The following is a 24,085-nucleotide window of genomic DNA, read 5'->3' as shown; positions in this document are numbered from 1 at the left end:
TTACATGGTTGCATTCTCAATGCTTCGTTGAATTGCTAGACTAAATAAATAAAGTTAAAAATCCAGGGATTACCCGCATGTGGTTCTTCAAAGGCACTGACTCATGATCTACCGTAAGCATCTCCGATTTACTGCTTTGTCTATTCTTTTGCTGAGTACTTTTTTTTCGCTTGATGCTGCAGGCCAACAAACTGTAATGCTTCAGGAGCCATGGCAATCGCAGTACACTAAAGCAAATGCAGCCGGAAAACACGTCCTTGGATTATGGACGTTTGATGAAACTGATGCAGGCGAAGATCTTTCCGGCAATGGTCATACCGCAAAATTTAAAGGAGCTGAGGTTGAATCGCAAGGGCGATTTGGTGCCGCTTTGCGGTCTTTTCCTGGTTTTCCTGTCGAAGACAAAAGACATTATGCAATTGTGAAAGATTCTCCCAAACTGTCTCCGCAGGGACCTTTCACACTCGAAATGTGGATCAACCCTGGTAAAGATATCGAAAAGGCCCACTCTGCATTCCTCCTGGATAAAAAGTATGCGGGGAATACCGATTATCAACTCTTGTTTAACCGAGCGGGGAATTCAGGCACTCGAATCCTCAAAGCAGTTCTCGGTTTTGGTGCCTCATCGGAAACCTGGTATTCTGATCCACTCAGATTGAAGCCGGGTACATGGTACCACATTGTATTTCTCTATGATGGAGCAGGGCGTGGACGATTTTTAGTCAATGGAATCCCCCATGGCGAAAAAACAATTAGTGGGATTGGCTCTGTTGCAGCAGGAACAAGACCCCTGACCATTGGTGACCGTAATGGAAGTAATTATGGTGGTTTTCCTGGTCTCGTTGATCAAGTCCGAATCAGCGAGGGGGAATTAGAATTTCGCCCGGTTCGCTTTGAGAGAATCTCCCAACGTGCCTGTTTTATTCGCATGGAAAAAAATTGTACAATCGCGTTTCAGGTGACGAATTTGCAAAAGAAATCAGTTCCTGAAGCGACGATCACCTGGTTGCTGAATGGTGAAGCGCAGGGAACTTCGACTCTAAAAAACTTACAAACCGGTCAGCCACAGGAAGTTCTGTTTCCACTAAATACGTCATTACGACCAGACCAGTATTTGTTGACCGCAAAATTAAAAACAGCCGGACCACTAAATACATCTGCGGAAGAATCTTTTCCTATTCAAATCGTTTCTCGAAAATTGCCAGATCAGTTTCCCGTAATCATGTGGGGAGCGGGAATCAGTGAGGTTGATCGTTTGAAAGAAATTGGTTTTACGCATGCAGCAGGATTGAGAGCCAATTATTCAAAAATATTTAAAGCAGGTAAACCGACTCTGGCTGATTCTGAGCAGCGAGTAACAGAGGTTCGCGCGGGGCTTGATCGTGGCCTAGCCAACGGAATTTCTTTTTATGCTTCACTCTCTCCTGGTACTTATTTGCGTAACCAGGAGAAATATCAGCGAATGAATCGCGATGGAACCAAAAAATCAAGTCGCGAGGATATTTGTGCCTCGATCCCTGCTATAAAAGAATATTGCTATAACGTAGGGGCATCCGTTGTTCAAACTTATCAAGATTACCCTGCCTTCGATTCAGCTCTGCTGCATACTGAGGTACGTGGCCATTCACGTCCCTGTTTTCATCAACATGATCTTGAAGCGTTTAAAAAACACGCCGGGTTTGGTGTTCCCGCAGAAGTAGGGTCTCCATATGGTGTCTCCTATAGCAAACTGAAAGACTTTCCTAAAAATCGAGTTGTGAAAGATGATCACCCGCTTTATGTCTATTACAAATGGCACTGGAAAAAGGGAGATGGTTGGAATGACTTGAACAGCGATCTGGAACGTGGTCTCGATTCCACAAACAAAACACTCTGGACCTGGTATGACCCTGCAATGCGAGTTGCTACTGTGTTTGGTTCTGGAGGGAATGTCGATGTACTTTCACATTGGACTTACACTTATCCCGATCCCATTCGTATTAACGTCGTACTCGATGAAATGTTCGCGATGGCACGTGGTTCAAAAAAGCAACAAGATGTGATGAAGATGACACAGATCATCTGGTATCGCTCACAGACTGCTCCAAAACCGAAGAAGCCTGAAGATATTCTTGCAACACAAGCAACCTGGGAACAGGAACAACCCGATGCTGATTTTATTACCATCTCACCGATGCAATTACGTGAAGCATTCTGGGCCAAAATATCTCGTCCGATTAAAGGAATCATGTACCACGGTTGGCAGTCTTTAGTTCCCACTGATGGAACATACGCGTATCGTTTAACAAACACGCAAACACAGCACGAACTGAAACGCCTGATTCATGAGGTTGTGCAGCCTCTGGGACCGACTTTGCGAAACATTCCTGCAGCTAAGAACGATATCGCTTTTTATGAAAGTTTTGCATCACAGGTCTTTGCGCGACGAGGAACTCTGGGCTGGAATGGATACTGGCTGGGAGATGCACATCAGATGCTGCAGTGGGCAGGGTTACAAACCGATATCGTATTTGATGAAACCATTACCCAACAGGGATTAGACCAGTACAAAGTCCTGGTCATGATGCATGGCGATGTGGTGACAGAATCTGTTTTGAAAAAAATAGAGGCATTTCAACAACGCGGTGGCCTTGTGATTGCTGATGAATTTCTCACCCCTGCGATTCAGCCTGACATTCGAGTTCGATCTTATTCTCGAACTGGTAAGGCAGACGTTGATAAACAGGAATTCCAGAAAAAAGCGATGGAATTAAAAGCAGCCTTATCAGGTAAGTATAATCGATTTGTTGACTCTTCTAACCAAAACGTAGTTCATTATTCTCGACGTGGGAAGAATACGGATTATATTTTTCTGGTCAATGATCATCGCGAATATGGAAAGTATGTGGGACATCATGGTCTTGTGATGGAAAATGGACTGCCTTCTGAGACAACTCTGTTCATTAACCGGGGAGAGGGATACCTCTATGATTTGGTGAATCACCAACCAGTTTTGACTCAAAAATCCGCAGGCAAGCAGACCTTTTCTCTTCAATTGGGGCCTGGAGCAGGGGGGATTTATATGCTCACGCAGGATCCCATTGAACGTATTACCGTTGAAGTTCCTAATCAATTGAAACGAGGTGAGTCTGCTAATGTCTCTCTCACTGTGACCAGTCAACATGGTAAACTCATTTCAGCTGTGATTCCTGTCGAAGTGACTATTGAAGATTCCGAAGGACGTATCGCAGAACAATCTGGTTTCCGAGCTTTGGTTGACGGCAAGCAGTCCTTCCCCATTCAAATCGCCCCTAATGACAAAGCAGGCATCTGGCGTGTCCATGTAAAGGAACTGGCATCTGGCAAAGCTTCAGACGCATATTTTCGGGTGATGGATGACAATTCTTCAGTGAAGCCCAATTACAAGAACATCAAAGGCTTCAATCCGGCACAACCTGCTGGTTAGGAATACTAGAGTTCGAAATCCTTTTATTCCTTATTGTCATTGTTTAGCGAAAATGTTGTTTTTCGTATCCGGATCTTGCTTTCATGTCTCTTCGTTTCTTCTAGTGAAACGATCTCTCAAGTTTTCACAATCTCAAAGAAGAATTCACGAAACATTAATCTTGGAATTTTTTTGATTGAAATATGCCTAACATACAGGCACTTTTTTTCAAAGGATTTCTGCAAAGCTAATTTCTTGTTTTGTTAACAGTTTATTAATAATTCGCACTTAACATGCTCACATATTTAATGTGTTTAAGTGTGTTAAGTCATTATTGAAATTATAACTGTTTAGTCAGGCGATCTAGAACAATTAGGGTGTGTCCACAGATGATAGACGTGGCACTTGTGTTGTGGAATTGCTTTATAACCTCACCCTGGAATTCCATTTTTTAATGCAATAATCAAACGTTATTGCAGCTTTTTTTATGTCACAAATTTCCCAGACAACATTATTACCGCAAACAACTTCTGAGCGATCAGAGGCTGTAACGAAGAATTTTCGAGAAGCAATCAAGGATGCCTGGCTCGTTGATCCCAAGTATGATCTCATTTTTTTAGCGAATTTGGGGTGGCCGTTACTGGTCTTACTTCAGTGGCTGGGAGGTTTGGAAACGCAAAGTGGCATTAGCTTCTGGCAGGTTTATTTTATTACAACACCTCACCGCTGGATCACACCGGCGTTGCTTTTTCTCGAACGTGATCGATTACAGGCTAATAAAACAAAATATATTATGGTGACGGTTTTGTTGATATCAGCGCCTCTAGCAGTAAAAATTTCAACCGGTGCACTGACTTGTTTGCTGACGATTGATTATATCTGGAATGCCTGGCATTTCGCAGCGCAGCATCATGGAATCTATCGGATTTATGGTCGTAAAACCGGTGGTATTTCACTCAAACGATCGCGCATCGATAAATGGCTGATGCGAGGGTTTCTGTTGTATGTGACATTTCGCATTGCGAGTTGGGCCTCGATGGGAGCCGCAGCAAATCAGGGTTGGGGGATGCTGGACTACCTGATTGCCGTGATTCCGGTGAGCATGATTCTACGAGAATTCTGGCAGCTCAAACCACAAACATTGGGGCGGTGTCTGTACTTTACAAGCGTGATGACGCTCTATTTGTCTATGTTATGGGCTGTGGCTGTCAGAAGCCCAATGCTGTTACTTGTGTTAACGACTGCTTCCGCACTCTTTCATTCTATTGAATATTTAGCCATTGTCAGTTGGTCTGTTGATCGAACAAAAAAAACAGGAAAAGCAACTACACAGCTTTTTCAACGACTGATGCCACGTTGGGGGATTGTTCTGACTGTGTTTGTGCTCATTCTCGGGATGGGGGCCTGGCTGATGGAATCTCACTTATTGGAAATCTGGCTTACAATAAATTTAATGATGGCCTTTTTACATTATGCGTATGATGGTTTCATTTGGAAATCGCGGAGGCCAAAAACAGCATGAATAATCGCGAGACGGCAACTTTGAATCCATTAAAGGATTATTATGAGTTCAATACTTCAGATCATGTCAACCGAAGCAGGGACAGAACGGTTTCTTTCCTGTTTGCGATTCTTTTGACTTGTCTGGCTGGTTGGTGGTTACAAAATATACATAGTGCAGGAGGCTTGAGTCTGCCTTATGTGCGTTCCGATATTATCATTGTCAGCTTACTTTGTATGTTGCCATTGGCTTTGCTCTTATCTGAATGGGTGTGTGTTGAATTAAAACGTCGTCGTTTTCAATTATTTCTTCTTGTGCAGTCTCTGTTTTTTATAGGAACATTGATCATCCTAATTCAGGCTGTCAACAATGCTCAGTCAAGCAGTACTTTCAGCGGCGGTGATGCCTGGGAATCACTCGTTTTGCGCCCTACGGTGGCTTTTTTTGTAATGACCTCCTTGTTGTTAGTAGTGGGGAATTTAGTACTAACGCAAGAAACGACTCAAATAAAGAGCAAGGGAGCATTGGTCTGGTTTCTCGCGTTATTGACGGCTCTGGTGGTACCTACATTCTATGTTGAATCGCGAGTTGATGAAGTCGTGACCAATATTGAAGAATATATAGCCAGCGGTCGGTTAGGTGATGCACGACGATTAACACGCGAAGTGACTGTATTGTCTCCCTGGGCGGAAATCGATAGCAAATCTGCCGGTGATGTTGCCCATGATCTTGATCGAGCCTGTTACGATCTTGAGCAAAGTTTAGCATTCATGAAACTACGACCGGTTCCTAGTGAAGAGCAGACATATCATGCAGCCCGGTTACATACCATACTGGGACAACCTACAAAGGCGATCAGACTATTAGAACCATGGTCTGATAAATCATCGACCAGTCCACTCACACTCCAGTTACTGGGAAACATTTATCAACATCAGGAAAACTGGGTGAATAGTGAACGATACTTTCGACGGTCACTCAAAGCCTGGCAAAAGTTGCCAAAATCAGAGCAGCAACAGGTGGGAATTGTTTCTGCCTGGAAAGGGATTGCATTTGCTGAAAGGAAAAGAGGGAACTATGAAGCAGCAGAAAATGCGTATTTATCGGCGTTGTTATTGGCTCCCACGGCGGACCAACACTTTTTACTCGCACAGTTTTATGAAGATACTCAACAAACAGCAAAAGCACACAAACATGCTCAGCAGGCGATGGTACTCAATCCGACCCATTACGAAACATCTGGTAAGAAACTGATTGGCTCTTTGCAACAACAGCATTTTGGTTGCTTGAGCGTCTGGCGTCATGGAAGTCCGTGATCCAAATACAACAGGAACTGTTGTAGAAAATATGCTCTGAATGTGAATGTATATTGTGAACTTAGTGACAGAAGTATTTCAAGCCCTATTACTCATAGAGGGCGTTGTTAATCGTTTTTATTGTTTTAATCAGGAGTAAGTACATGTATCGTCAACGTTTTCGGAAAGAGACGAAACAAGAACACCGTAGAGGATTCACATTAATTGAATTACTAGTCGTGATTGCGATTATTGCGATTCTCATTGCACTATTATTGCCAGCTGTGCAACAAGCGCGTGAAGCAGCAAGACGCTCACAGTGTAAGAATAATCTCAAGCAATATGGCCTGGCATTACACAACCATCTCGATACCTTTGGTGCGTTTCCGCCAGGTTATGTATGCTACGATGAATCGGGAAACCGTTTTCAAACCGGGGGTTGGCAAAATGGCCAGAATGAATTCGGATTTCACTGGTTAGTCATGCTTTTACCTTACATGGAACAACCTGGTTTGTGGGACCAGATCAAAACCTGTGGTGATAATTTAAAAGCGAGAACTGATGGCACGAGTAATCCTTGGGACCATTGTGAATGGCTAGCTCCTGCTCATATTGGTCGTCAGCGATTGCCGGCATTTAATCACTGTCCTTCAGCACCTCAAGATAATTCTCAGTTCTCTGATGGAACTTACGGCTTGGAAGCATTAGCCAAAGGGAATAATTATGCTGCCAGTTGGGGATCAGGTAATATGCTTTCCTGGGAATCTCGTACAACACGAGGAGCCTTTGGTTGTTACTTCTCAACTCAACAGGAAGTTGCTATTCCTTCTGGAGGCTCTGGTGACTTGTTCCAACAGGGCAAAGGAATGACAGATAGCGATTTTGTTGACGGCATGAGCAATACAGTAGCTATTAGTGAAATTGTGGGCACTGATGGTTTTGCTTCTGGTACCAGTACTGATATCCGGGGAGTCTGGCTCTCACCGGCAATGGGAGCGACCATTTTTACCGCTTTCAATAACCCCAATGCAAAAGTACCTGACATTCTTGCTGCCTGTGATACGAATATCCCAGCAGATACCAACCCGTTTCTGAATTGTACTGAAGATCGGACAACTGCTGATGTTTATGCTGCCGCACGCAGTTACCATACAGGTGGTGTGAATGCATTATTGGCAGATGGCGCCGTGCGTTTCATCAGCGATAATGTTGATAATGCAGCTATCTGGCGACCTTTAAACACAATTCGCAATGAAGAGACCATTGGTGAATTTTAAAAAAATGTGAGCTTCATGAATACGCTACATTCAGAATTTGTTTGTAGCGTACTTTTTTTAGACAACAAATAACAAGAGAATAAAAAATGAAAAATATGATATTATGTTTCCTTTTTGGTCTGTTGGTTGGCTGTGGAAGTGGCGCAGAGGTTAAACCTTCAGTAGAACAAGATGTCTATGCACATGTGATGGGGCTTGGTGATTCTATTGGCAGTGATGAAATGTTTGAGGCTGCTTTCATTTCCGGAGCGGCCCCTAAAAATCGAAAGGATTACGGTAAGTATGTGTTTGTTGTTGATGGGGGAGCCGAGATCAATGGAGATGAAGCAATTGTTCCTGTAAAAATTTTGGGAGGCTATGTGTCTTCACAAGAAAGAGACAAAGTTGTAAAAGAAAAACCCAGTGAGAAAACAGAAACAAAAATGACTTGGAAACTACAGCGCGAAGGAGACGAGTGGAAAATTAAGGAGGCACCTCTTCCTGGTTAGTATCATGCTTACTTAGAACCATTTGCTCTATTCGAAATAACAAATGTCGGTTCTCATTCATTGGCAAATCACAAAAATCTATATTGCAGCAGATAACCAGGAGGCAATATTTGGTTTTCAACGGAATCAAGCAGTTGTGCTTGAATTCCAGTTTGTCAATGGCTCGTAACCAGTACAAGAGATTCTCAGCTCGAAGCTGTAAGACGAGGTGCAATTGACGCTTAATTTGTTTTCTCTCAATGTGTAAATAGCCCTATTTATCCTGTGTCCTTGGAGAAATTCGGTTTTGATCAAATTATTTATTTTTGAAATGATAATTTGTTATCTGATATTCATGTCACTGTAACAGAATGTTCATTTTTTTAATGTAGCATACGACCAGTCAACTCGCAGGAACTGTTTTGCGTCTTGCGAACTACTTTCGTTTTGTCAAAGGAGAGTATCTATGATTGGATTTCGAGAATTAAGTGTCTATGTGGGGGTGTTTGCGGTGACCTGCATCTGGACGGGAGCGCAAGCATTCGCAGACCCGGGTGATATCTGGGGAATGATTTCTGGACAAGTTGATGTTGTCTCTTCGGCCTGTACTGGAGATCCCGGAGCAACCGAAACCGGAACAACTAATGATTCTATAATTGGCACTCATGGAGTGTCTGATCAGTATTGGGCAGCCTATGGAGCTTCATGTGGAACTGCCTCCTACAATGTTACATGTGGTTCGAACGTTGATGAGCAAGAAGTTGTCGATTTCAGTATGAGCAGTACGACATCTGATGATGCTTCTGGTGTGGACTACGATGCTGAGTACGAATTGTTGCATGAAACTGGTGGAAGTTCTACGACAACCGTCCATGTAACTTACCATTTTACATCTCAAGGAGACTCGCATAGTCTATCGGAGTTGAATGTTCGGAAGAATGGAACCACAGTTCTGAGCTTCAATGTTTCAACTGATGAAGTAAGTGTGAAAGACGGTGCAGGAAATGTTTTGGATAGTTTCGACCCACAGCAGCCATATTTTAACCATAATTTCTCGTACAAAAAATCGTTTCCTATAACTTTATCGACCGGGGATCGATTGAGATTGACGGGGAATACTTGGGTTGAGGCAACTGAAGGTGGCTCTGATTTATCTACTCTTGACGTAGACGTATCTACTATTGGACCCACATAAGATTCAATAATTCTTTCGGCCTCGCCTGAGAGAATTAAACACCAGAAATCGCTACTGCTGATAACTCAGCAGTGGCGTTCTATTGATTTTGTTGAATTATTAAAATGATTTGTTTCTAGCCGATGATATCACGTCTGTGTGAAACGTAATCCCAGACGACGTAACGGTCTAAATCACGGCCTGCGGTGAAGAAAACGCGGCCCTGAGTGGCTTCGGCCAGGCGATGGGCGAACTGGATGTCTTCGCTGGATTGAGACCAACTTGGGATCAGGAAGATGTTAATCGTGATGCCTTCGCGTTGGCATAAATGGGCTTCGCGCATTGTGGCGGCTTCTGTTTGCGGATCAGGTGGATAAAGGAGATAGAGCATTTCTCCTTCAAAGTGAGCCGTTGGTAATCCGTCAGTAATCAGGATGATTTGTCGATTGGGTGTGTCTTGTGACGCAAGAAAATGTCGAGAGAGTTGCAGGGCGTGTTGGATGTTGGTGAAGTGCGGTGGCACGACCTGCTCGCTGATTTTTTCATCACTCATATCCACCTTCAAGCGGACAACAGGATCAAAGATCGTCACTGGTTTGGGCATCAGTTCGACAATTTCACCGGTAGTGCGTGGTTTGGCAAACGTGTACATCTCTATGAATTGCAGATAGTCACCTGGAAATTCGCCGCGAATCAAAGCCTCCAGTGCCAACCCCATCTGCTTGACGTTGACATATTGCCCTTCGTAACGCATGGAACCACTCATGTCCATCAGGACGGTCGTGGCACATTTGGGGGAGTTTTGCGTTTTATGAATCACCAGGTCATCAGATTTCAAGCGAATCGGTAAACCTGGACCGTCACGCAGAATTGCATTGGTGAATGATTGCGTGATGTCCATGTTGGAGACTGAATCACCGAATTCGTATGGCTTCGTACTCGGCAACTCAACGGCACCTTCGCCGACGACGGGGCCAGAGTGCCGTCCCGTGCGCGATGCTTGTAATTCGCTGAAAATTCGTTCCAAGATACGACTTTGGAATAGGCGATAAGCTTTGGGAGTGAGTTTAAACTGGCCTTTGGAAAATTCCAGACCTTGCTGGTCAGCCATTTCACGTAACAGGTCTCGAACTTGTTTTTGTAACTGTGATAGCGTTTCGAGATCACCGGGTTGTGTAAATTCCGAAAGTGCCTCCATGTCAATGATGGCAATTTGCGCTGTTTCACGCGCTTCTTCCAGTTGTTTTAACAGTTCGTCTATTTTTTCGAGTTCCGCTTTGATCTCCAGTGCCTCAGGAATCGTCAGAGAAGTTCGACCTGTGAAATGATACTTTGCTGCCAACTCGTCAATTTCGTATTTGTCTCCTAAGCGATCTATTAACTGAACCAAACCTTGAGCAAACGGACTATGGTCATCATCGGCTTTATACCAGATGCGTTCCAGGTCATAAATTTGTTCTTCTCGAACTGCCTGGTGGAAAAACTCTTTGAGACGGCGCGGAGGTTTGATCTGTTTCGCATAGTCATGATAGCGGCGGCGCGCTTTTTTGCGTACACCATCTGTTTCATAAGTTTCCAGTATATGCCGTTTCCGTTCTTCCAGCATCGCCATCAGTGCATCCAAGCTGGGTCCCAGACCGGCAATCTGGCTGGGATCGAGATGAATCGCTCGTGCAAGTTCCTCTTCTGTCAGTTCCCGCATCGAACCATAATACATCATATGATTTAAGGCGGGCGAGACTAGATCGGGGGGAGGCTCTGTCGGATCAGGGAATCGTTTGGGGTCGTACTTCTGGTAGGTGTGAATGATTCCGCCTGTGAGTCGTTTGTCAGTCATAATCTAGTCTCGATCTCTCTTAAGAGAAGATATTTGGATTAGAGGAGAGATCAGGTTTCGTACACGATTCGACCATGATCCTGTGAGCGTGAAATTTTGCTGTTGGCGTACAAGCCGGCTAATACAAATTCAATACAAGCGGCGCGAATTGCTTCATCGCCTGATGCATTGACTTCGAATGCTTTATCCCAGATAGGGGGCACTCGTTTCAGGCGGTCCGCATATTGTGAGGAGGGTAACATGTCTCCGACTTCAATTTTAATTCCCTGAGAAAAGATTTCGCTAATTTCGGCCAGTCCATGTTCGACAATATATTCTTGAAAGACATCCTGAATTGCTTGTGCAATGATGGAGTCTAGTACCTGACGTTCGGACATCTGGTTGGCACCCATCATGTCGAGTTCCAGTTTTCCCAGAGACGAAGAATAGAGGTGCCCCAAATCACTGATGCGGGGTACCGCTGGTTTTTCATTGAGGACCGCGCCGCGTCTGCGCGCGGAAGCCACCATTGTGCGATAGTTGGCGATACTGAAACGAGCACTAACTCCAGAATCATGATCAACGTATTTGGAACTTCGCGCAGCGACGGTAACCTGTTCAATAATTTCACGCATAAAGTAGGGAACGACAACAGGTACATCACCCTCAAGGTCAACGGCCGCTTCCTGTTCCATAATTTCGATGCCCAAGCTGCGCTCATGTGGATAATGAGTGTGTATGACTGAACCGATGCGGTCTTTCAACTGTGGAATCACTTTTCCACTACGATTGAAGGTCGACGGGTTGGACGAAAACAGAATCAGCATGTCCAGATCGAAGCGAATGGGATAACCACGAATCTGTACATCGCGTTCTTCCAGGATATTAAACAGTCCAACTTGCACGAGTTCATCCAGTTCGGGCAGTTCATTCATGGCAAAAATGCCGCGATGCATGCGAGGGATCAATCCAAAGTGTAGCGCACTTTCAGCAGACATACTTTCGCCATGCGCCAGTTTCGCAGGGTCGATTTCACCGATCACATCGGCAAACTTGGTTCCAGGGGCCAGACGTTCTGCATATCGATCTTCACGAGACCACCAGCCAATAGGGACTTCATGGTCTGGAGTATTTTCCAGAAATGTCCGCCCAGTGCTGGTGATGGGCTGGTAAGGATCATCGTGGACGGGAGAGTCCGGAACATCAAGATAGGGAATCTCCGGATCTAGAAAGCGAACTAGCAATCGCATGATGCGACTTTTGGCTTGTCCTTTCTCACCCAGGAACAGCATATCATGCTCAGAGAGCAGAGCCATGACTATATCAGGAATGACGGTACTGTCATAACCAATAATTCCGGGAAATAATTCATCGCTGTCTTGTAAAGCGTGCATCAGATTATCATAGATCTCACGTTTCACAGTTTTGCTTTTCCAGCCGCTTTCACGGAGTTCAGCTAGATTAGTAGGGCGGTTCATAAAGCCTGCTTATCTTAAGATTTATTGGTAATAGTTAATGAATAATTATTAGCTGTTTGCAGATTGAGAATCTACAAATTTCTGAAACTGATCATGCAATTTTCAGTCGGATGAATCAGTTAAGTAATGATAGACGAAACTGGCCCATAAACTATAGTGCGATTGTTCAGTAGATTGCAATTTCAGAAAAATTGAGAGATACACAGCAGGGGCTTATTTAGCTCATGGTGTTTCATTCTGTATTTTGGCATCTCTTAATTCAAATGGGGCAATAATCCGTGCAACTGTTCCATTACCATTAGCAGACTCCAGCCAAAACTTACCTTTGATCAGTGATAAGCGAAACTCGATGTTACTGAGACCGATTCCACTGGCTTCTGAGATCTGCTGGTCGAGCTGTTTGGGATCAAAGCCAATTCCTTCATCCGAAACGACAATTTCAATTTTCTGTTCCGAGAGGAGACTCATTCGAACAAATGCCTGATTTGTTTGAGAATGCTTTACCACATTAAACAACAATTCGCGGATGCATTCATATAAGATGATATTTATCAGCTCATTAGAAGAATTCGCCTGACGGTCAAGATCCAACTTGACATCTAAGTTATAACGTTCTTTCATATTTTGGGATAGCCATTCGAGCGCTGTTACCAGGCCTTCCTCGTGTAGAATGACCGGGTTTAACTCAGCCGTTAACGAGCGAGTGACTTCAATGCCTTGACTCAGTAATTCATCTGCGCGAACCAGAGTCTGCTTTACTGCCTCGACAGAAGCATCTTTCTTTGCAATATCTAAATGAATTCGTACTCCGACCAGTAATTGTTGCAGGTGATCGTGCAGAATATTAGCCAGTTGGCGACGTTCCTGTTGTCCAGCCATTGCAATCGCTTTCGTCAATTTTTCCTGTTTCTGTTCTGCCTGTTTGCGTTCACTGATATCAGAAATAATTCCTGCAAAGATGCCGAATTGAGGTAGGTCGGTGACTGAGAGTTCAATGGGGAAGATAGTTCCATCTCGATGGCAGGCTTTCAATTCACGTCTCATCCCAACAATATCTGATTCCCCGGTCTCCAGATAACGTGCGATATACTCATCATGATGCTCTCGAGTCGGTGAAGGGGTCAGTAAACTGACATTTTTGTTAATCATTTCATTTGCTGAGTATCCAAACATTTTTTCAGCTGCCGGATTAAAAGAAGTGATTAACCCGTTGTGGTCAATGGTGACGACCCCTTCAATGGCCGTTTCCACAATCGCCTTGAGTTGTGCCTGTATTTGTCGTAATTCACTGGACACGCTCTGCTTTTCTAGAATCCGTTTTAATGAGGAACGAAACAAATCCGGATCAATGGGTTTCACGAAATAGTCAGCAATTTCATTTCGAAAAGCGATGACGACATTCTCAATTCTGGACTGCGCAGTGATAATCATCAACTCTGCATTGGGGGCTAACTTCTGTAGCTTGGGAAGGAGTTCGTCAGTTCTCCCGTCTGGTAGTTCTTGTTCAAGGATGATCAAAAAATAATCGGACCAGTTATCACGATCCAGCATCTGAGCGATCGTTTCAGCAATGTCAACCCGGTAATGATCATCTGCGAGAATTTGTGTAATTTGTGAACGTGATTCCGGATCTGCTTCTACTAGTAACACTGGTAAGCTTTGTGTTTCGTACATGACACTGATCTCGTTTCTGGATGTGGTTTCCAAAAAATAGTTCTGGATCTCGAAGCACTCCGCAACATAACCAACGCTTTTGAATAAGTAAATGCCGGAGCAATCCTTGTTTCTCTATTTGATACCTAGGGAATTTCCCTATTTGAGTTTGGTCGAATTTCCGGTTTTCGAAATTCAATAGCTTCGGTAATGTGATAATCAGTTAAGAGCTCATTAAAAAAGCTGTGTAACAAAGTTAGTCGTGAGACTTTAACACGATTTTAACATACACTGGCAAAAATTTTCATGATGAAATGTGGATCACGCCTGATACATTGAATTTAAATTTCAATGTGAGCGAGTCTTGTGACCATTCACTGGCAGGGATGTTTTTTAGAATTGGATTAGGTTCCATGAAAACTCTCATTCCAGGAAGACAAGATGATGAAAACCACAGGAAGAGGGCCTGCTTTAAAAAACACGCAGAATGATTCCCGATTTGAGAATAAAACGTTGTGGGTAGAGCGGGACGAGGCGTTAGATCAGACCCTGATTGCTGATTTGTCGAACGAACAAATTCGTCAAATGACTCATGACGAATTAGTACGAGTGATTTTGGCTGCTAATCTGGATTTTTTAGATTTAGGTAGCTGGTACCGGGTCTACCATTTTGAACGGAACACATTAGAACGTCTGGCATTTTTAGCACGTTATTGTTGTCAGAATCAAATGTTGCGAACCTCCCCATCACGGAAAGAATGCCATGCTTGTTTTAGCTCGAAAGATCAATGAACAGATTCGAATCGCTGACAATATTATTTTAACGGTAGTCAAGATTCGGGGAGGGAAAGTAAAATTGGGAATTGACTGTCCCACCCATATCCCGATACGGCGAAATGAGATTCCTTTAAAGCAGACAGTAGAAGATCAGGATTCCTCTGATCTGGATGAGAAGCTGGATCAGATCACTTTTTAGTTGGTGGCTTTCAACCTAAGTGAGTTCTTTTTCACCGGTGATATAAGGGGGCGAGTTTCTTCCCTTATCGGGAGTTTCCTGAGGTTAATATAAGTACAATCCTGCATCAGTTTTTGGCAGAAACTCCGATTTAAAACTTGTTTTAGTTTGCTACGATACATTTGAGTTGAGCAGAAATTTCTTTCATGTTTAAAAATAAGAGTTTGAGTTGGCTTTGAGTATACAAGGAGAACAAGGATCGCTGTACTTTTTTGGAACAGCCTGTTGTATCTTGATGGTTTCTTTTAATTAAGGAGAAAATTTCGATGGCAGTTACACAAGCCGTTAAGGGAACAGTTTCAAGGCCAGAGCAATCCATCATTCGATCTGGACCATTTGGGAGTCGTGCACCTTTCTGGGTACTACGTAATGAGATGGATAATTTGTTAAGCCGTTTTTCAGGTGAGGGAGGACTAACACAAGCTTTTGATGCAGTACTTGATATGTCTGAAACCGATAATGAAATTGAAGTGAGAATGGATGTTCCCGGCATTCAACCTGAAGAAATTGAGGTCGAGGTCACAGGAAATACTCTGTTAATCACAGGGGAACGAAAAGAAGAGAAAGAGGAAAAAGGGAGAACTTATCATCGGATCGAACGTTCGAGTGGCAGTTTTTCCCGGTCGATGACGCTTCCTTGCGAAGTGGACAGTGATCAGGTTGAGGCGCAATGCGACAATGGGGTCTTAACAATTTCATTACCCAAATCGAATTTGAGTAAGCCACACAAAATTACTGTGAAACCCAAATTTTAAAGCATACCTGGAAGTCGCTTTGATAAAGATGGTGTGCCATAGAGGTTCATCTATGGTGCACCTTTTTACCTCTGTGATCTACAAAATGAACGACTAAGGAGAGCATTGTGGAGCTGCAAAAAGAAGCGCGAATTGTATTACCCCCCAATCCAGAACATCAACTCATCGCACGGATTAAGCGGGTTCTACGATCAACGGGGTATGACGCCTTGTCTCATATTAGAGTTGCGGTAGAACAGAACGTCGTGCGCCTCGAAGGACAAGTCCCTACCTATTTCTTAAAGCAGGTTGCCCAGACTCAAGTTCTCTCAATAAATGAGGTCAGGTCTGTCATTAATAATCTGATCGTAGAAGACGGATATGCAGGACATTTTTAATGATAGTTAAACAGAAGGTTTATTAGTTGAACAAGTCGGATGCTGGCACGCACCAGGTTTCGTCTTCACCCGTAGCATTGGGTGTGTGCCAGCATACTTTCGATGAGCTGAACTCCGAAAGCATGCAGTGAATAAAGTCACTTATTCAACAAAAGAGAGAAAGCCTTGTTGCTTCTCTAATGCGTTCGATCGTTGAAGGCCAATTTCGATGGGGAGTTGAGCCGCTTTCCAATCAATTTTTCCTGGTTCATAATCATAAATGTTCTTGTAACCCGCTTTCCGAAGGCGCTGGATTGCCTGTTCTGAACTTTTACATTCAAAATTCAAGCTGTAGACAATGATGGTTTGTTTTTTGTCAGGAATTGCTTTCAGGGTCTTCTCTTCAAAATGATCATCCAGCGGAATGTTGATGGCTCCTCGCAAGTGAAACTCTTTATAAGCGGTTTCAGGTAATACTTCGATGAGTTTTGAATTGGGACACGACTTCAGGAGCCCTTGTAATTCGCTCCGGCTGATAGTCACCATCGGCTCAACCTCACATAATCATGGCAAGCTGCCTGGCATCAGACAATTTTTGTGCCTCTTTAGAAAAACAGAATGCCGATTTAGTGAGAGCTATTTTAATACAAGAAAGGAGTAGACTACTATCAGGTCGATCGCGTGAAAATTCTCGGGTAAAATTCTCAGGTCGCTATGGGGGATTTTCCTAGTGGTAGTATGATTCTGGACCGATGCAATAATGATTCGGGTTATGACAAGGGGGCTCAAGTTTTTAATGATTTCGAGCGGGGGAGGGAAACGTATTCAGTTTTTTTCAAGAACCCATTGGATGGCATGTCTGGTCAATGCAGTCGCATTTTCCAGGTTCAGCTTATGTTTGATATTTTCTCGGTAGGTTTCAACCGTCTTGGGGCTCAGATTCAGTTTGTGAGCAATTTGACGTGTTGTTTCTCCTTCCCCAATTTGTTCGAAGACCTCCAGTTCTCGGTCTGAGAGACTTTCGATAGGTGATTGGTCTGTGTAGTTATCTGATCCGATAGAACGGCAAATCATACGTTCTGTGACAGTGGAACTTAAAAAGACTTTCCCTTCCAGAACTCGGTAAATCGCTTTAATCAATTGCTCTGGAGCCTGTTGTTTGTTGATATATCCCAAAGCACCTGCGCGAATGGATCGCTCGGCAAACAGAGTTTCATCGTGCATTGAAACGGTTAGCATTTTAATCTGTTTGAATTGGGATTTAATATCCTTGATCAATTCCAGGCCACTACCATCTTTCAGTGAAATATCCACGATGATGAGATCAGGCGGATCGTTTATGATTTGTTTGATCGCATCAACCTTACTGTCTGCTTCAGCGCAAACTTCTAAATCATCCTGTCGTTCAATCAGGCGCGAATAGCCTTCTCTGACGATGGGATGATCATCCACGATCATCACTCGCGTCTTATGCTGATTTGATTGGCTCATTACTATTGCCCTTTAGGCCATATTCTGACTTCATATCTGCCTTGAAACAAGAGATGGAGTTAGGTTCATTGTAACGGCTGTCGTAGCGAGTCAATACTCTATTACATAATAAGATGAAATTGTTTGATAGAGTTGCAATTGAGTGTAATTATGAGCCCTTAAAACTCGGACTTGTTGATCATAGAAAGACATTTCGATCGTGGTGATGTGCATGAAATTTCTGTTGTAATCACAACGATTTTAAAGGTCTTTTTCTGAGATAGAGTATCACGCTTTTAACTATCATATATTGATTAATGGCGGTAATCTAAATGACTAGCAGTTTTTCCGTTTGATTGTTGACACATCAAGGAATCGAGACTTGTTTTCATTCTGTCGAAGCCGCTTTTATTAAATTGTCAGCGTCAAGAAATATAGTTCATTTTCATGCACCAGTGAGTTTTCCCAGAAAGACAGTTTAGGATGAATATTTATAGAAAATGGGGAGTCGAGCCGATAATTAATGCTTGTGGGAGTGTGACACGATTGGGTGGCGCACCCATGTCATCTGAAGTGTTGGACTCGTTTTGTGAGGCAGCGAGTGAGTGGGTCTCTCTGGAACAGCTTCAGGCAGCGGCCTCGCGAAAAATTGCCGAGCATACCGGGACTGAAGCAGGTCTGGTTACCTCGGGATCGGCTGGCGCACTGACTTTGGGAGCGGCCGCGATACTTGCTGGACATGATTTACGTCGGATGGAGCAACTTCCTCATTGTGAACATTTTCCACATGAATTTATCATTGCACGAGAGCAGCGAAGTGGGTATGACCATGCCGTTCGGGCTTCCGGAGCCAGATTGGTTGAAGTGGGGTTCAACGAGATTGTTTCAAATGCGGGAGTACGACGTACAGAGCAATGGGAATATGCAGCTGCGATCACAGAGAATACAGCAGGGATTGTGTATGTACATGCGGAAGATTCGCTGCCTGCCTTAAAAGACGTTGTCGAAGTGGGGAATCAGCATGGCATTCCCGTATTGGTCGACGCCGCGGGTGAAGTGCCTCCCCGCTCTAATCTCAAAGCAATTGCCGCTACCGGAGCTGATCTGGTATCGTTTAGTGGAGGCAAGGCGATTCGAGGTCCACAGTCGACCGGGTTATTGTGTGGGACACGCGAGTTGATTTCTTCGGCTGCACTGCAGATGCTCGATATGGATGACCATAGCCAGCTCTGGCAGCCTCCGGCTGATTTTATCGATACCACGCTTTTTCAAGGATTGCCACGACACGGAATTGGCAGGGCACTCAAGGTTTCTAAAGAGGAAATTGTTGCGGTTTTGACTGCCTTAGATCTCTTTGTCTCGGGGGCGTATGACGCACAAAATCTGGAATTCCGATCTTGGCTGGAGATGATCGGAGAAGAATTGGAATTGGCCAATGTCAACGCGACCTGTTATTTGATCGTGCCGGAAAGTAGCGAGCGGTGGCCTCAATTGGAAATTCAAATTGATGAATCAGCCGTGGGAACGGCTTTCGAAGTATGCCAAAAACTGCGTCAGGGATCACCGCCCGTTTATGTAGGCCATGCACGATTGCATGAAGGGCTGCTGACGATCAATCCGCTTTGTTTGACTGCAGATTACGCTCGCATATTGGCCAAACGTCTGTGTGAGGTGCTGAAGTAAAGAATCTCTCATTTTAAGAGATAAGGGGGCAAAAAATTGTAGACGTAACGATCTTATGTTTGAAATTTAATGCTTCATTTGCTGGTTCGCAAAAGGCCAATCACCAGATTTATAATTGATAGCCAGTTGTGGTGTTTCTAATCGCTTGCCATTGGCGGCCAGGCTATGCATGACTGCATCCAGAATTCCCGTTGTCAGTAACGTTCGTTCCACCGGATACGCAGGCTGGCCAGTATGAATCATGTGTTCGATCGCTTTGAGCAAGTAGGCAAAGTGTCCGAATGGTGGGGTTAACTCCAATTTGAACCAGGTGGCGATCGGTTTCTGTTGGCCACGTAGTTTCAGAGCAACAGCATAATGTCGTCCCAGTCTGTTGATGATTGCTGCTGTACTTTTCAAGCCATCTTGATGATCGATATGAAAGAATGCACTGTCATCTTTCAGAATCTCCCCCCAGTTACCTTTTGCAACATTCGGAATTGCATCTAGAGCTGCTTGTAACATTGACCTGCTCCATTGGCCTTGTCGTTCTGATTCCCAGATTTGTTTGCCGCGAACTGCTTGTACGGCAGTAACTCCTGTTATGCCTTTACGACGTTCGATCAAACATTGTTGGGCCTCCAGTGTATGAAAACCGTGTGCTTCGAAATGTCCACGACCAATAGAGAGTACAGACTCAATTTCACAATTCGCAGGTAATGTTAATGCTGGCTTTCTCCATGTGAGAGGTAAGGACGAACCGGCCATCAGTGGAAATCCCATTTTGTGAGAAGTATCAACCATTTCTTTGGCGTCTTGCCATCGGTAACCAAGATGCTTGTCATTAAAAACAGGAACAGCTTTGTTGTATTTTTTAAATGTGGCTGTGATTTCATCAAAGAATCTTTTTCGTGGATACATCTTCTGATTCGTATCGGGAGTATTGGGATAAGTTCCATGTTCACCAATACTCAATACACCAGCCACTTGTACCTGGTTTGATCCAAGTGTGATTGCTTCCTCAATCTTGGGAGCGATAGGAAAATGATATTTGTGGGACAACACACGGCTTAGATCTCGTTCAGGAACTTGATCTGTATACAAAGAAGCAAGATAGAGATCAGGCCCCGGTCCTCCTTGTTGTTTGAAACCTTCCAAAATTTTTCCGACAAGCACATCGGCGTGAGAGTTGGGAGTATATTCCGTAACGATAGCTGCAACCGGTAATTTTTTGCGCCCAGAGGTTTCGGCCGCATTTATGACGCTCGTCATCAACAAGGGCAGCGATGTCATGGAAGCCTGTTTGAGCCAGGTTCGACGATTTATGAGAGACATGCATTAGTTCCTGTTTTTCTGACTCAAGTTGGCGAATCACTGCTGGCCAAAGTAAAGGAAGAATGATTAGCTTGCTGAGAATGCATCAATTTTTGTTTATGTTAACTATGCTGATTTCGCTTTGATTCTTCAAGGCAAAAATAAGATATAGAAGAGTCACCCATCGGAGAGCATCAGCGTCTTCCCTGTTAATAGAAATGTGTTGACTCGAAAAATATTACTGTTATAGTACTGTGTACTGTTTGAGGGGATTCATTATGCACATTCGAATTGAACGAGGTTCCTCCACGCCGATCTCCCGGCAGATTGTGGAGCAAATTCAAGCCCATTGTCTTTCAGGGACGTTGAAACCCGGTGATTGTCTACCCTCCGTAAGGAAGCTGGCGCAAAGACTGGCCGTCAATGTCAACACTGTAGTACGCGTTTACGAGAGACTATCCGTCGAGGGATTGGTCGAGATGCGTCACGGAGAAGGAACCTTTGTGTTGCCACAATCTGCTGTGACAGAAAATGCCCAGCAACTCGCTGAGCAACGTGCACAATTTCAACTAGAGTTTTCTGCAGTCGTCCATCGTGGAGTTTTATTGGGTCTTACGGCGACTGAACTACGAAAATTTTTGACAACATCGATTGCTGATGCAAAACGAGAGCTCAAAGCGGAAGCTATTACCCGGCAAAAGATCAAAACAGAATCCAATACAGCTTAATCATTCATCGGGAGCCGTTCATGTTAGAGACAGCCATTAAAATTCAGCAACTTCACAAAACGTTTGGTAAAAATGTTGTACTTGAAAATGTTTCGTTGGAAATTCCTCGTGGTGAAACTTTGGCGCTGCTGGGCAGAAACGGGGCTGGGAAAACAACAATGATTCGTATGCTGCTTGGTTTATTGAAACCAGATGGTGGATCAATGGAAATCGATGGCTGTGACCCGACCCGAGATGCGATTGAATTACGTCGCCGCGTCGGTTATCTGGCTGAAGATCAAACCATGTATGGTTGGATGACACCAGTTGAACTTTGTCATTTTCTTACTCCATTTTATCCTGCCTGGCATCAGGAATTAGCCGACGATTATCTGGAACGATTTCACATTCCTCGACATCAACGGATTGAACAGCTTTCCAAAGGACAAAATGTCAAACTAGGTTTAACGTTGGCACTTGCACATCAACCCAATGTGGTGATTCTGGATGATCCTGCGTTAGGACTCGATACGATTGCCCGCAAAGAATTCAATCGTGATTTGATCGAACATTTACAGGCTGCCGGTCGAACGGTTCTATTTAGTTCGCATTTACTTGATGAAGTCGAAGCAGTCGCTGACACAGTAGCAATTCTCGATGGTGGCAGAATCATCCGCCAGTCATCGACAGAAACACTACGTAGTGAAGTCAAACGTATTGTTTTGACTTCTGATGGCATATCCCAAGTGTTACCGCCCCAAGGTCTGCGCGATGTCCAGCGGTTTGAAGATCAGTTCACTGTGACCATTGACGGTGCAGCAGACTTTGTGGAGCACTTAACCGAATTGGGAGTTGATCATGAAGTTGTCGACTTAAGTCTCGATGAGATATTTGAAGCGTTTGTTATCGGTCGCACTCAGGCTTGGCCGCAATCAGGTACGCCGGTTGTTGTATAACGAAATAAGGTACTTTGCGAGTGATAGATTAAAGGTTCAGTTTTATGGATTTGGTTTTACAATCTCTGCTCTGGAAGGAATGGCAGGAGAAAAAGCGAATACTTTTCGTTTGCCTGGCTTGGATTTTATGTGGTGTCCTCTATGTAGTCACTTATGAAAGCACCTTCGGTTATCGCACACCAGTGGCCCGATTTGGATCGATCTGTCTAGTCTATAGTCTGTTTATGACTGTCTTTCTTGCCATGCGGGTGTGTTTAAGTGAGGTCACGCATCAGACACTTTCTTTATCTTTATCTCTGCCTGTTTCACTTCAGAAAATAGCAACGGTCAGATTGGGTTTTGCCGTTTTTTCTTTAGTAGGACCGATCTTGTTAGGTGCTTTGATTCTTGCTGTTTTGTTAGCTAGTGGAGTGCTGGAGCAAGTCCCTGCACGTGCGGAAGGATTTCCGTCTGGTTTTGCGATCACAAAACTCCCTAGTTTGTCCGTCACCGCTGCTGTGATCTTACTGGCAAAGATAACGAGTATCGCTATCGTTCAGTCTATGGCTTTATTCCTGATATTGGCTGTGATCGGTGCACGTCGGCGTCGCGAAGTACACATTGGATTTATAGGGGCGGCAGTCGCTTTTGCATGGATCTTTCCAACAGAAGCGAGGATGATGTTACAATCTTCTGGTTTTACCCACCTGCAAGATTGGATTGGTGCTCTGTTTCCCCAATCAATGGTGATTTTTTATGGGTACGGGGATGGACAGGGTAGTTTCAGTGATCTCGATCTTGCGAATCGGATCTGGATACCCTTGTTTCTGAATCTCATCATTTTGTCTGGTCTGGCATACTGGTTTACGCGACGGTATGGAACGAGAACTGGTTTGATTTCTCATCGAAAGCGTCGCTGGATTTGGATGCCCTTGTTTTCCTGGATTTCTTTTCCCCATCGAAGAGAGTCGTCTTCACTGATCTGGATTAATTTACGACAGACTGTCCCGTTAGCATTAGCGGGGCTGGTCTTAGCATGTGTGATGGCAATCGCGAATATCCTTTCCATGGGGCCTTCCGATGGGAGGCCTGTGGTGCTGACTGCTTATAGTCTACCTTCGGCAATGTGGATTGTGGGAATACTTTGGGCGACTGTAGTCGGTTCAGGGATCTTTGCTGCCGAACTTGCACCTGGTTTGGGGCATTTCTGGATGTCCCGACCCATTTCGATCAACCGCTGGTTCTGGTTTAAGTATTTTGTGGGACTCTTTGCCGTTTTGATGGTTTTGGATGGGACTACAATTTTAGTCAGTTGGAATTCACTTCTACAGAATTCTTCCCAAACCACTTTCTATAACACGAATTTTTTAAGCTGGTCTTATATCGCCTGTTACCCAGTGTTGCATTCAATGATGTATTCACTGGCGGTTTTGGGAGTCTGCTGGTGGAAAAAGCCAGTGCGAGGGGCTGTGGTCGCGCTCTCCTTCTTTTTTATTGGCTCAATGGTCATGGAATCGATTCCTACAATCTCTGATTATGATCCCATCTTTATTTACAACAATCTCTTCAATGCTGAAAGAAATGGGGAATTCAGTCTTACCAGTTTTCATTTTCCACTCGTTTTTGGAATGATTGGTATAATTATATTGTTGACTGCTTTTTTGTCTTCTCGAAAAACTCAGCGGTTGGAAGTGTAAACGTATAAAGCATCAAAATAGAGTCTTTCTAAGCTCAAAGAATTTTTTTTCTTTTAACAAGGCCGTGTTTCTATGAAGAGGTTGCCTAT

The 24,085-nt window shown here is 44.0% G+C and carries 20 protein-coding genes; 14 read left to right on the top strand and 6 right to left on the bottom strand.

The features are described 5' to 3' along the window. Positions 1–103: 103 nt before the first annotated feature. The 6 genes from V202x_RS16470 to V202x_RS16445 all read left to right on the top strand — a co-directional run bounded on the left by V202x_RS16470 (position 104) and on the right by V202x_RS16445 (position 9,159). Positions 104–3,445: a LamG-like jellyroll fold domain-containing protein gene (locus V202x_RS16470; protein WP_145177228.1), complete on the top strand. Its 3,342-nt coding sequence runs from the start codon at positions 104–106 to the stop codon at positions 3,443–3,445. Positions 3,446–3,911: 466 nt separating this feature from the next. Continuing rightward, positions 3,912–4,946, top strand: a complete 1,035-nt coding sequence (locus V202x_RS16465) for a hypothetical protein (RefSeq protein WP_145177225.1) — start codon at positions 3,912–3,914, stop codon at positions 4,944–4,946. Next, the gene (locus tag V202x_RS16460) at positions 4,943–6,241 is read left to right on the top strand and encodes a tetratricopeptide repeat protein (protein WP_145177222.1); all 1,299 of its coding nucleotides are present in this window, start codon (positions 4,943–4,945) and stop codon (positions 6,239–6,241) included. Before V202x_RS16465 ends, V202x_RS16460 begins: the two co-directional genes overlap by 4 nt. 143 nt (positions 6,242–6,384) lie before the next feature. Beyond that, positions 6,385–7,497, top strand: coding sequence for a DUF1559 domain-containing protein (locus tag V202x_RS16455; protein WP_145177219.1), 1,113 nt, complete (start codon positions 6,385–6,387; stop codon positions 7,495–7,497). An 86-nt stretch (positions 7,498–7,583) separates the two neighbouring features. After that, positions 7,584–7,985: a hypothetical protein gene (locus V202x_RS16450; RefSeq protein WP_145177216.1), complete on the top strand. Its 402-nt coding sequence runs from the start codon at positions 7,584–7,586 to the stop codon at positions 7,983–7,985. 445 nt (positions 7,986–8,430) lie between these two features. Beyond that, on the top strand, positions 8,431–9,159 hold the full coding sequence (locus tag V202x_RS16445) for a hypothetical protein (RefSeq protein ID WP_145177213.1): 729 nt from the start codon (positions 8,431–8,433) through the stop codon (positions 9,157–9,159). Between the two features lie 115 nt (positions 9,160–9,274). Here V202x_RS16445 and V202x_RS16440 read toward each other — a convergent pair whose 3' ends face one another. The 3 genes from V202x_RS16440 to V202x_RS16430 form a co-directional block, all read right to left on the bottom strand. Beyond that, the gene (locus V202x_RS16440; protein WP_145177210.1) at positions 9,275–10,975 is read right to left on the bottom strand and encodes a hypothetical protein; all 1,701 of its coding nucleotides are present in this window, start codon (positions 10,973–10,975) and stop codon (positions 9,275–9,277) included. 50 nt (positions 10,976–11,025) lie between these two features. Continuing rightward, entirely contained in the window at positions 11,026–12,432 is a 1,407-nt protein-coding gene (locus tag V202x_RS16435; protein WP_145177208.1) for a magnesium chelatase, read from the bottom strand. Between the two features lie 222 nt (positions 12,433–12,654). Continuing rightward, positions 12,655–14,106 carry a PAS domain S-box protein gene (locus tag V202x_RS16430; protein ID WP_145177205.1) on the bottom strand — a complete coding sequence of 484 codons (1,452 nt, stop codon included), beginning with the start codon at positions 14,104–14,106 and terminating at the stop codon, positions 12,655–12,657. Between the two features lie 420 nt (positions 14,107–14,526). Between V202x_RS16430 and V202x_RS16425 the strand changes: the two genes are divergently transcribed. The 4 genes from V202x_RS16425 (at position 14,527) to V202x_RS16410 (ending at position 16,232) form a co-directional block, all read left to right on the top strand. Next, positions 14,527–14,877, top strand: a complete 351-nt coding sequence (locus V202x_RS16425; protein ID WP_145177202.1) for a hypothetical protein — start codon at positions 14,527–14,529, stop codon at positions 14,875–14,877. Further along, entirely contained in the window at positions 14,849–15,061 is a 213-nt protein-coding gene (locus V202x_RS16420; protein ID WP_145177199.1) for a carbon storage regulator, read from the top strand. The genes V202x_RS16425 and V202x_RS16420 overlap by 29 nt, the downstream gene beginning before the upstream one ends. Before the next feature lie 305 nt (positions 15,062–15,366). After that, positions 15,367–15,855, top strand: a complete 489-nt coding sequence (locus V202x_RS16415) for an Hsp20/alpha crystallin family protein (protein WP_145177196.1) — start codon at positions 15,367–15,369, stop codon at positions 15,853–15,855. 107 nt (positions 15,856–15,962) lie between these two features. Further along, positions 15,963–16,232 carry a BON domain-containing protein gene (locus V202x_RS16410; RefSeq protein ID WP_197992926.1) on the top strand — a complete coding sequence of 90 codons (270 nt, stop codon included), beginning with the start codon at positions 15,963–15,965 and terminating at the stop codon, positions 16,230–16,232. Between the two features lie 141 nt (positions 16,233–16,373). Here V202x_RS16410 and V202x_RS16405 read toward each other — a convergent pair whose 3' ends face one another. Together V202x_RS16405 and V202x_RS16400 are read right to left on the bottom strand one after the other, a co-directional pair. Beyond that, complete coding sequence (locus V202x_RS16405) at positions 16,374–16,757, bottom strand: rhodanese-like domain-containing protein (RefSeq protein WP_145177190.1); 384 nt, start codon at positions 16,755–16,757, stop codon at positions 16,374–16,376. A 279-nt stretch (positions 16,758–17,036) separates the two neighbouring features. Beyond that, positions 17,037–17,702, bottom strand: a complete 666-nt coding sequence (locus V202x_RS16400) for a response regulator transcription factor (RefSeq protein ID WP_145177187.1) — start codon at positions 17,700–17,702, stop codon at positions 17,037–17,039. 462 nt (positions 17,703–18,164) lie between these two features. Between V202x_RS16400 and V202x_RS16395 the strand changes: the two genes are divergently transcribed. Beyond that, positions 18,165–19,364 (top strand): aminotransferase class V-fold PLP-dependent enzyme, encoded by a 1,200-nt coding sequence (locus V202x_RS16395; protein WP_145177184.1) that lies wholly within the window; start codon positions 18,165–18,167, stop codon positions 19,362–19,364. A 66-nt stretch (positions 19,365–19,430) separates the two neighbouring features. On the opposite strand, the gene V202x_RS16390 is transcribed toward V202x_RS16395, so the two are convergent. Continuing rightward, positions 19,431–20,678, bottom strand: coding sequence for a hypothetical protein (locus V202x_RS16390; RefSeq protein WP_145177181.1), 1,248 nt, complete (start codon positions 20,676–20,678; stop codon positions 19,431–19,433). A 257-nt stretch (positions 20,679–20,935) separates the two neighbouring features. Between V202x_RS16390 and V202x_RS16385 the strand changes: the two genes are divergently transcribed. From V202x_RS16385 to V202x_RS16375, 3 genes are read left to right on the top strand one after another with little or no spacing between them, the layout of a single operon-like run. Further along, positions 20,936–21,385: a GntR family transcriptional regulator gene (locus tag V202x_RS16385; RefSeq protein WP_145177177.1), complete on the top strand. Its 450-nt coding sequence runs from the start codon at positions 20,936–20,938 to the stop codon at positions 21,383–21,385. A gap of 20 nt (positions 21,386–21,405) precedes the next feature. After that, positions 21,406–22,320, top strand: coding sequence for an ABC transporter ATP-binding protein (locus V202x_RS16380; protein WP_145177174.1), 915 nt, complete (start codon positions 21,406–21,408; stop codon positions 22,318–22,320). A gap of 44 nt (positions 22,321–22,364) precedes the next feature. Then, positions 22,365–23,996: a hypothetical protein gene (locus tag V202x_RS16375; RefSeq protein WP_145177171.1), complete on the top strand. Its 1,632-nt coding sequence runs from the start codon at positions 22,365–22,367 to the stop codon at positions 23,994–23,996. Positions 23,997–24,085 lie beyond the last annotated feature (89 nt).

Origin of the sequence: Gimesia aquarii, assembly GCF_007748175.1 — a bacterium.
Taxonomy (GTDB): domain Bacteria; phylum Planctomycetota; class Planctomycetia; order Planctomycetales; family Planctomycetaceae; genus Gimesia; species Gimesia aquarii_A.
The sequence above is the reverse complement of the archived record's forward strand: the minus strand, read 5'-3'. Positions and strand labels throughout refer to the sequence as shown.

Excerpts from the sequence above, each read along its gene's own strand:
- V202x_RS16380 (WP_145177174.1), top strand. The coding sequence starts at position 21,406 with ATGTTAGAGACAGCCATTAAAATTCAGCAACTTCACAAAACGTTTGGT.
- V202x_RS16445 (WP_145177213.1), top strand. The coding sequence starts at position 8,431 with ATGATTGGATTTCGAGAATTAAGTGTCTATGTGGGGGTGTTTGCGGTG.
- V202x_RS16430 (WP_145177205.1), bottom strand. The coding sequence starts at position 14,106 with ATGTACGAAACACAAAGCTTACCAGTGTTACTAGTAGAAGCAGATCCG.
- V202x_RS16470 (WP_145177228.1), top strand. The coding sequence starts at position 104 with ATGATCTACCGTAAGCATCTCCGATTTACTGCTTTGTCTATTCTTTTG.
- V202x_RS16440 (WP_145177210.1), bottom strand. The coding sequence starts at position 10,975 with ATGACTGACAAACGACTCACAGGCGGAATCATTCACACCTACCAGAAG.
- V202x_RS16395 (WP_145177184.1), top strand. The coding sequence starts at position 18,165 with ATGAATATTTATAGAAAATGGGGAGTCGAGCCGATAATTAATGCTTGT.
- V202x_RS16385 (WP_145177177.1), top strand. The coding sequence starts at position 20,936 with ATGCACATTCGAATTGAACGAGGTTCCTCCACGCCGATCTCCCGGCAG.
- V202x_RS16390 (WP_145177181.1), bottom strand. The coding sequence starts at position 20,678 with ATGTCTCTCATAAATCGTCGAACCTGGCTCAAACAGGCTTCCATGACA.
- V202x_RS16450 (WP_145177216.1), top strand. The coding sequence starts at position 7,584 with ATGAAAAATATGATATTATGTTTCCTTTTTGGTCTGTTGGTTGGCTGT.
- V202x_RS16460 (WP_145177222.1), top strand. The coding sequence starts at position 4,943 with ATGAATAATCGCGAGACGGCAACTTTGAATCCATTAAAGGATTATTAT.
- V202x_RS16400 (WP_145177187.1), bottom strand. The coding sequence starts at position 17,702 with ATGAGCCAATCAAATCAGCATAAGACGCGAGTGATGATCGTGGATGAT.
- V202x_RS16465 (WP_145177225.1), top strand. The coding sequence starts at position 3,912 with ATGTCACAAATTTCCCAGACAACATTATTACCGCAAACAACTTCTGAG.
- V202x_RS16405 (WP_145177190.1), bottom strand. The coding sequence starts at position 16,757 with ATGGTGACTATCAGCCGGAGCGAATTACAAGGGCTCCTGAAGTCGTGT.
- V202x_RS16420 (WP_145177199.1), top strand. The coding sequence starts at position 14,849 with ATGCTTGTTTTAGCTCGAAAGATCAATGAACAGATTCGAATCGCTGAC.
- V202x_RS16455 (WP_145177219.1), top strand. The coding sequence starts at position 6,385 with ATGTATCGTCAACGTTTTCGGAAAGAGACGAAACAAGAACACCGTAGA.
- V202x_RS16435 (WP_145177208.1), bottom strand. The coding sequence starts at position 12,432 with ATGAACCGCCCTACTAATCTAGCTGAACTCCGTGAAAGCGGCTGGAAA.
- V202x_RS16425 (WP_145177202.1), top strand. The coding sequence starts at position 14,527 with ATGATGAAAACCACAGGAAGAGGGCCTGCTTTAAAAAACACGCAGAAT.
- V202x_RS16375 (WP_145177171.1), top strand. The coding sequence starts at position 22,365 with ATGGATTTGGTTTTACAATCTCTGCTCTGGAAGGAATGGCAGGAGAAA.
- V202x_RS16415 (WP_145177196.1), top strand. The coding sequence starts at position 15,367 with ATGGCAGTTACACAAGCCGTTAAGGGAACAGTTTCAAGGCCAGAGCAA.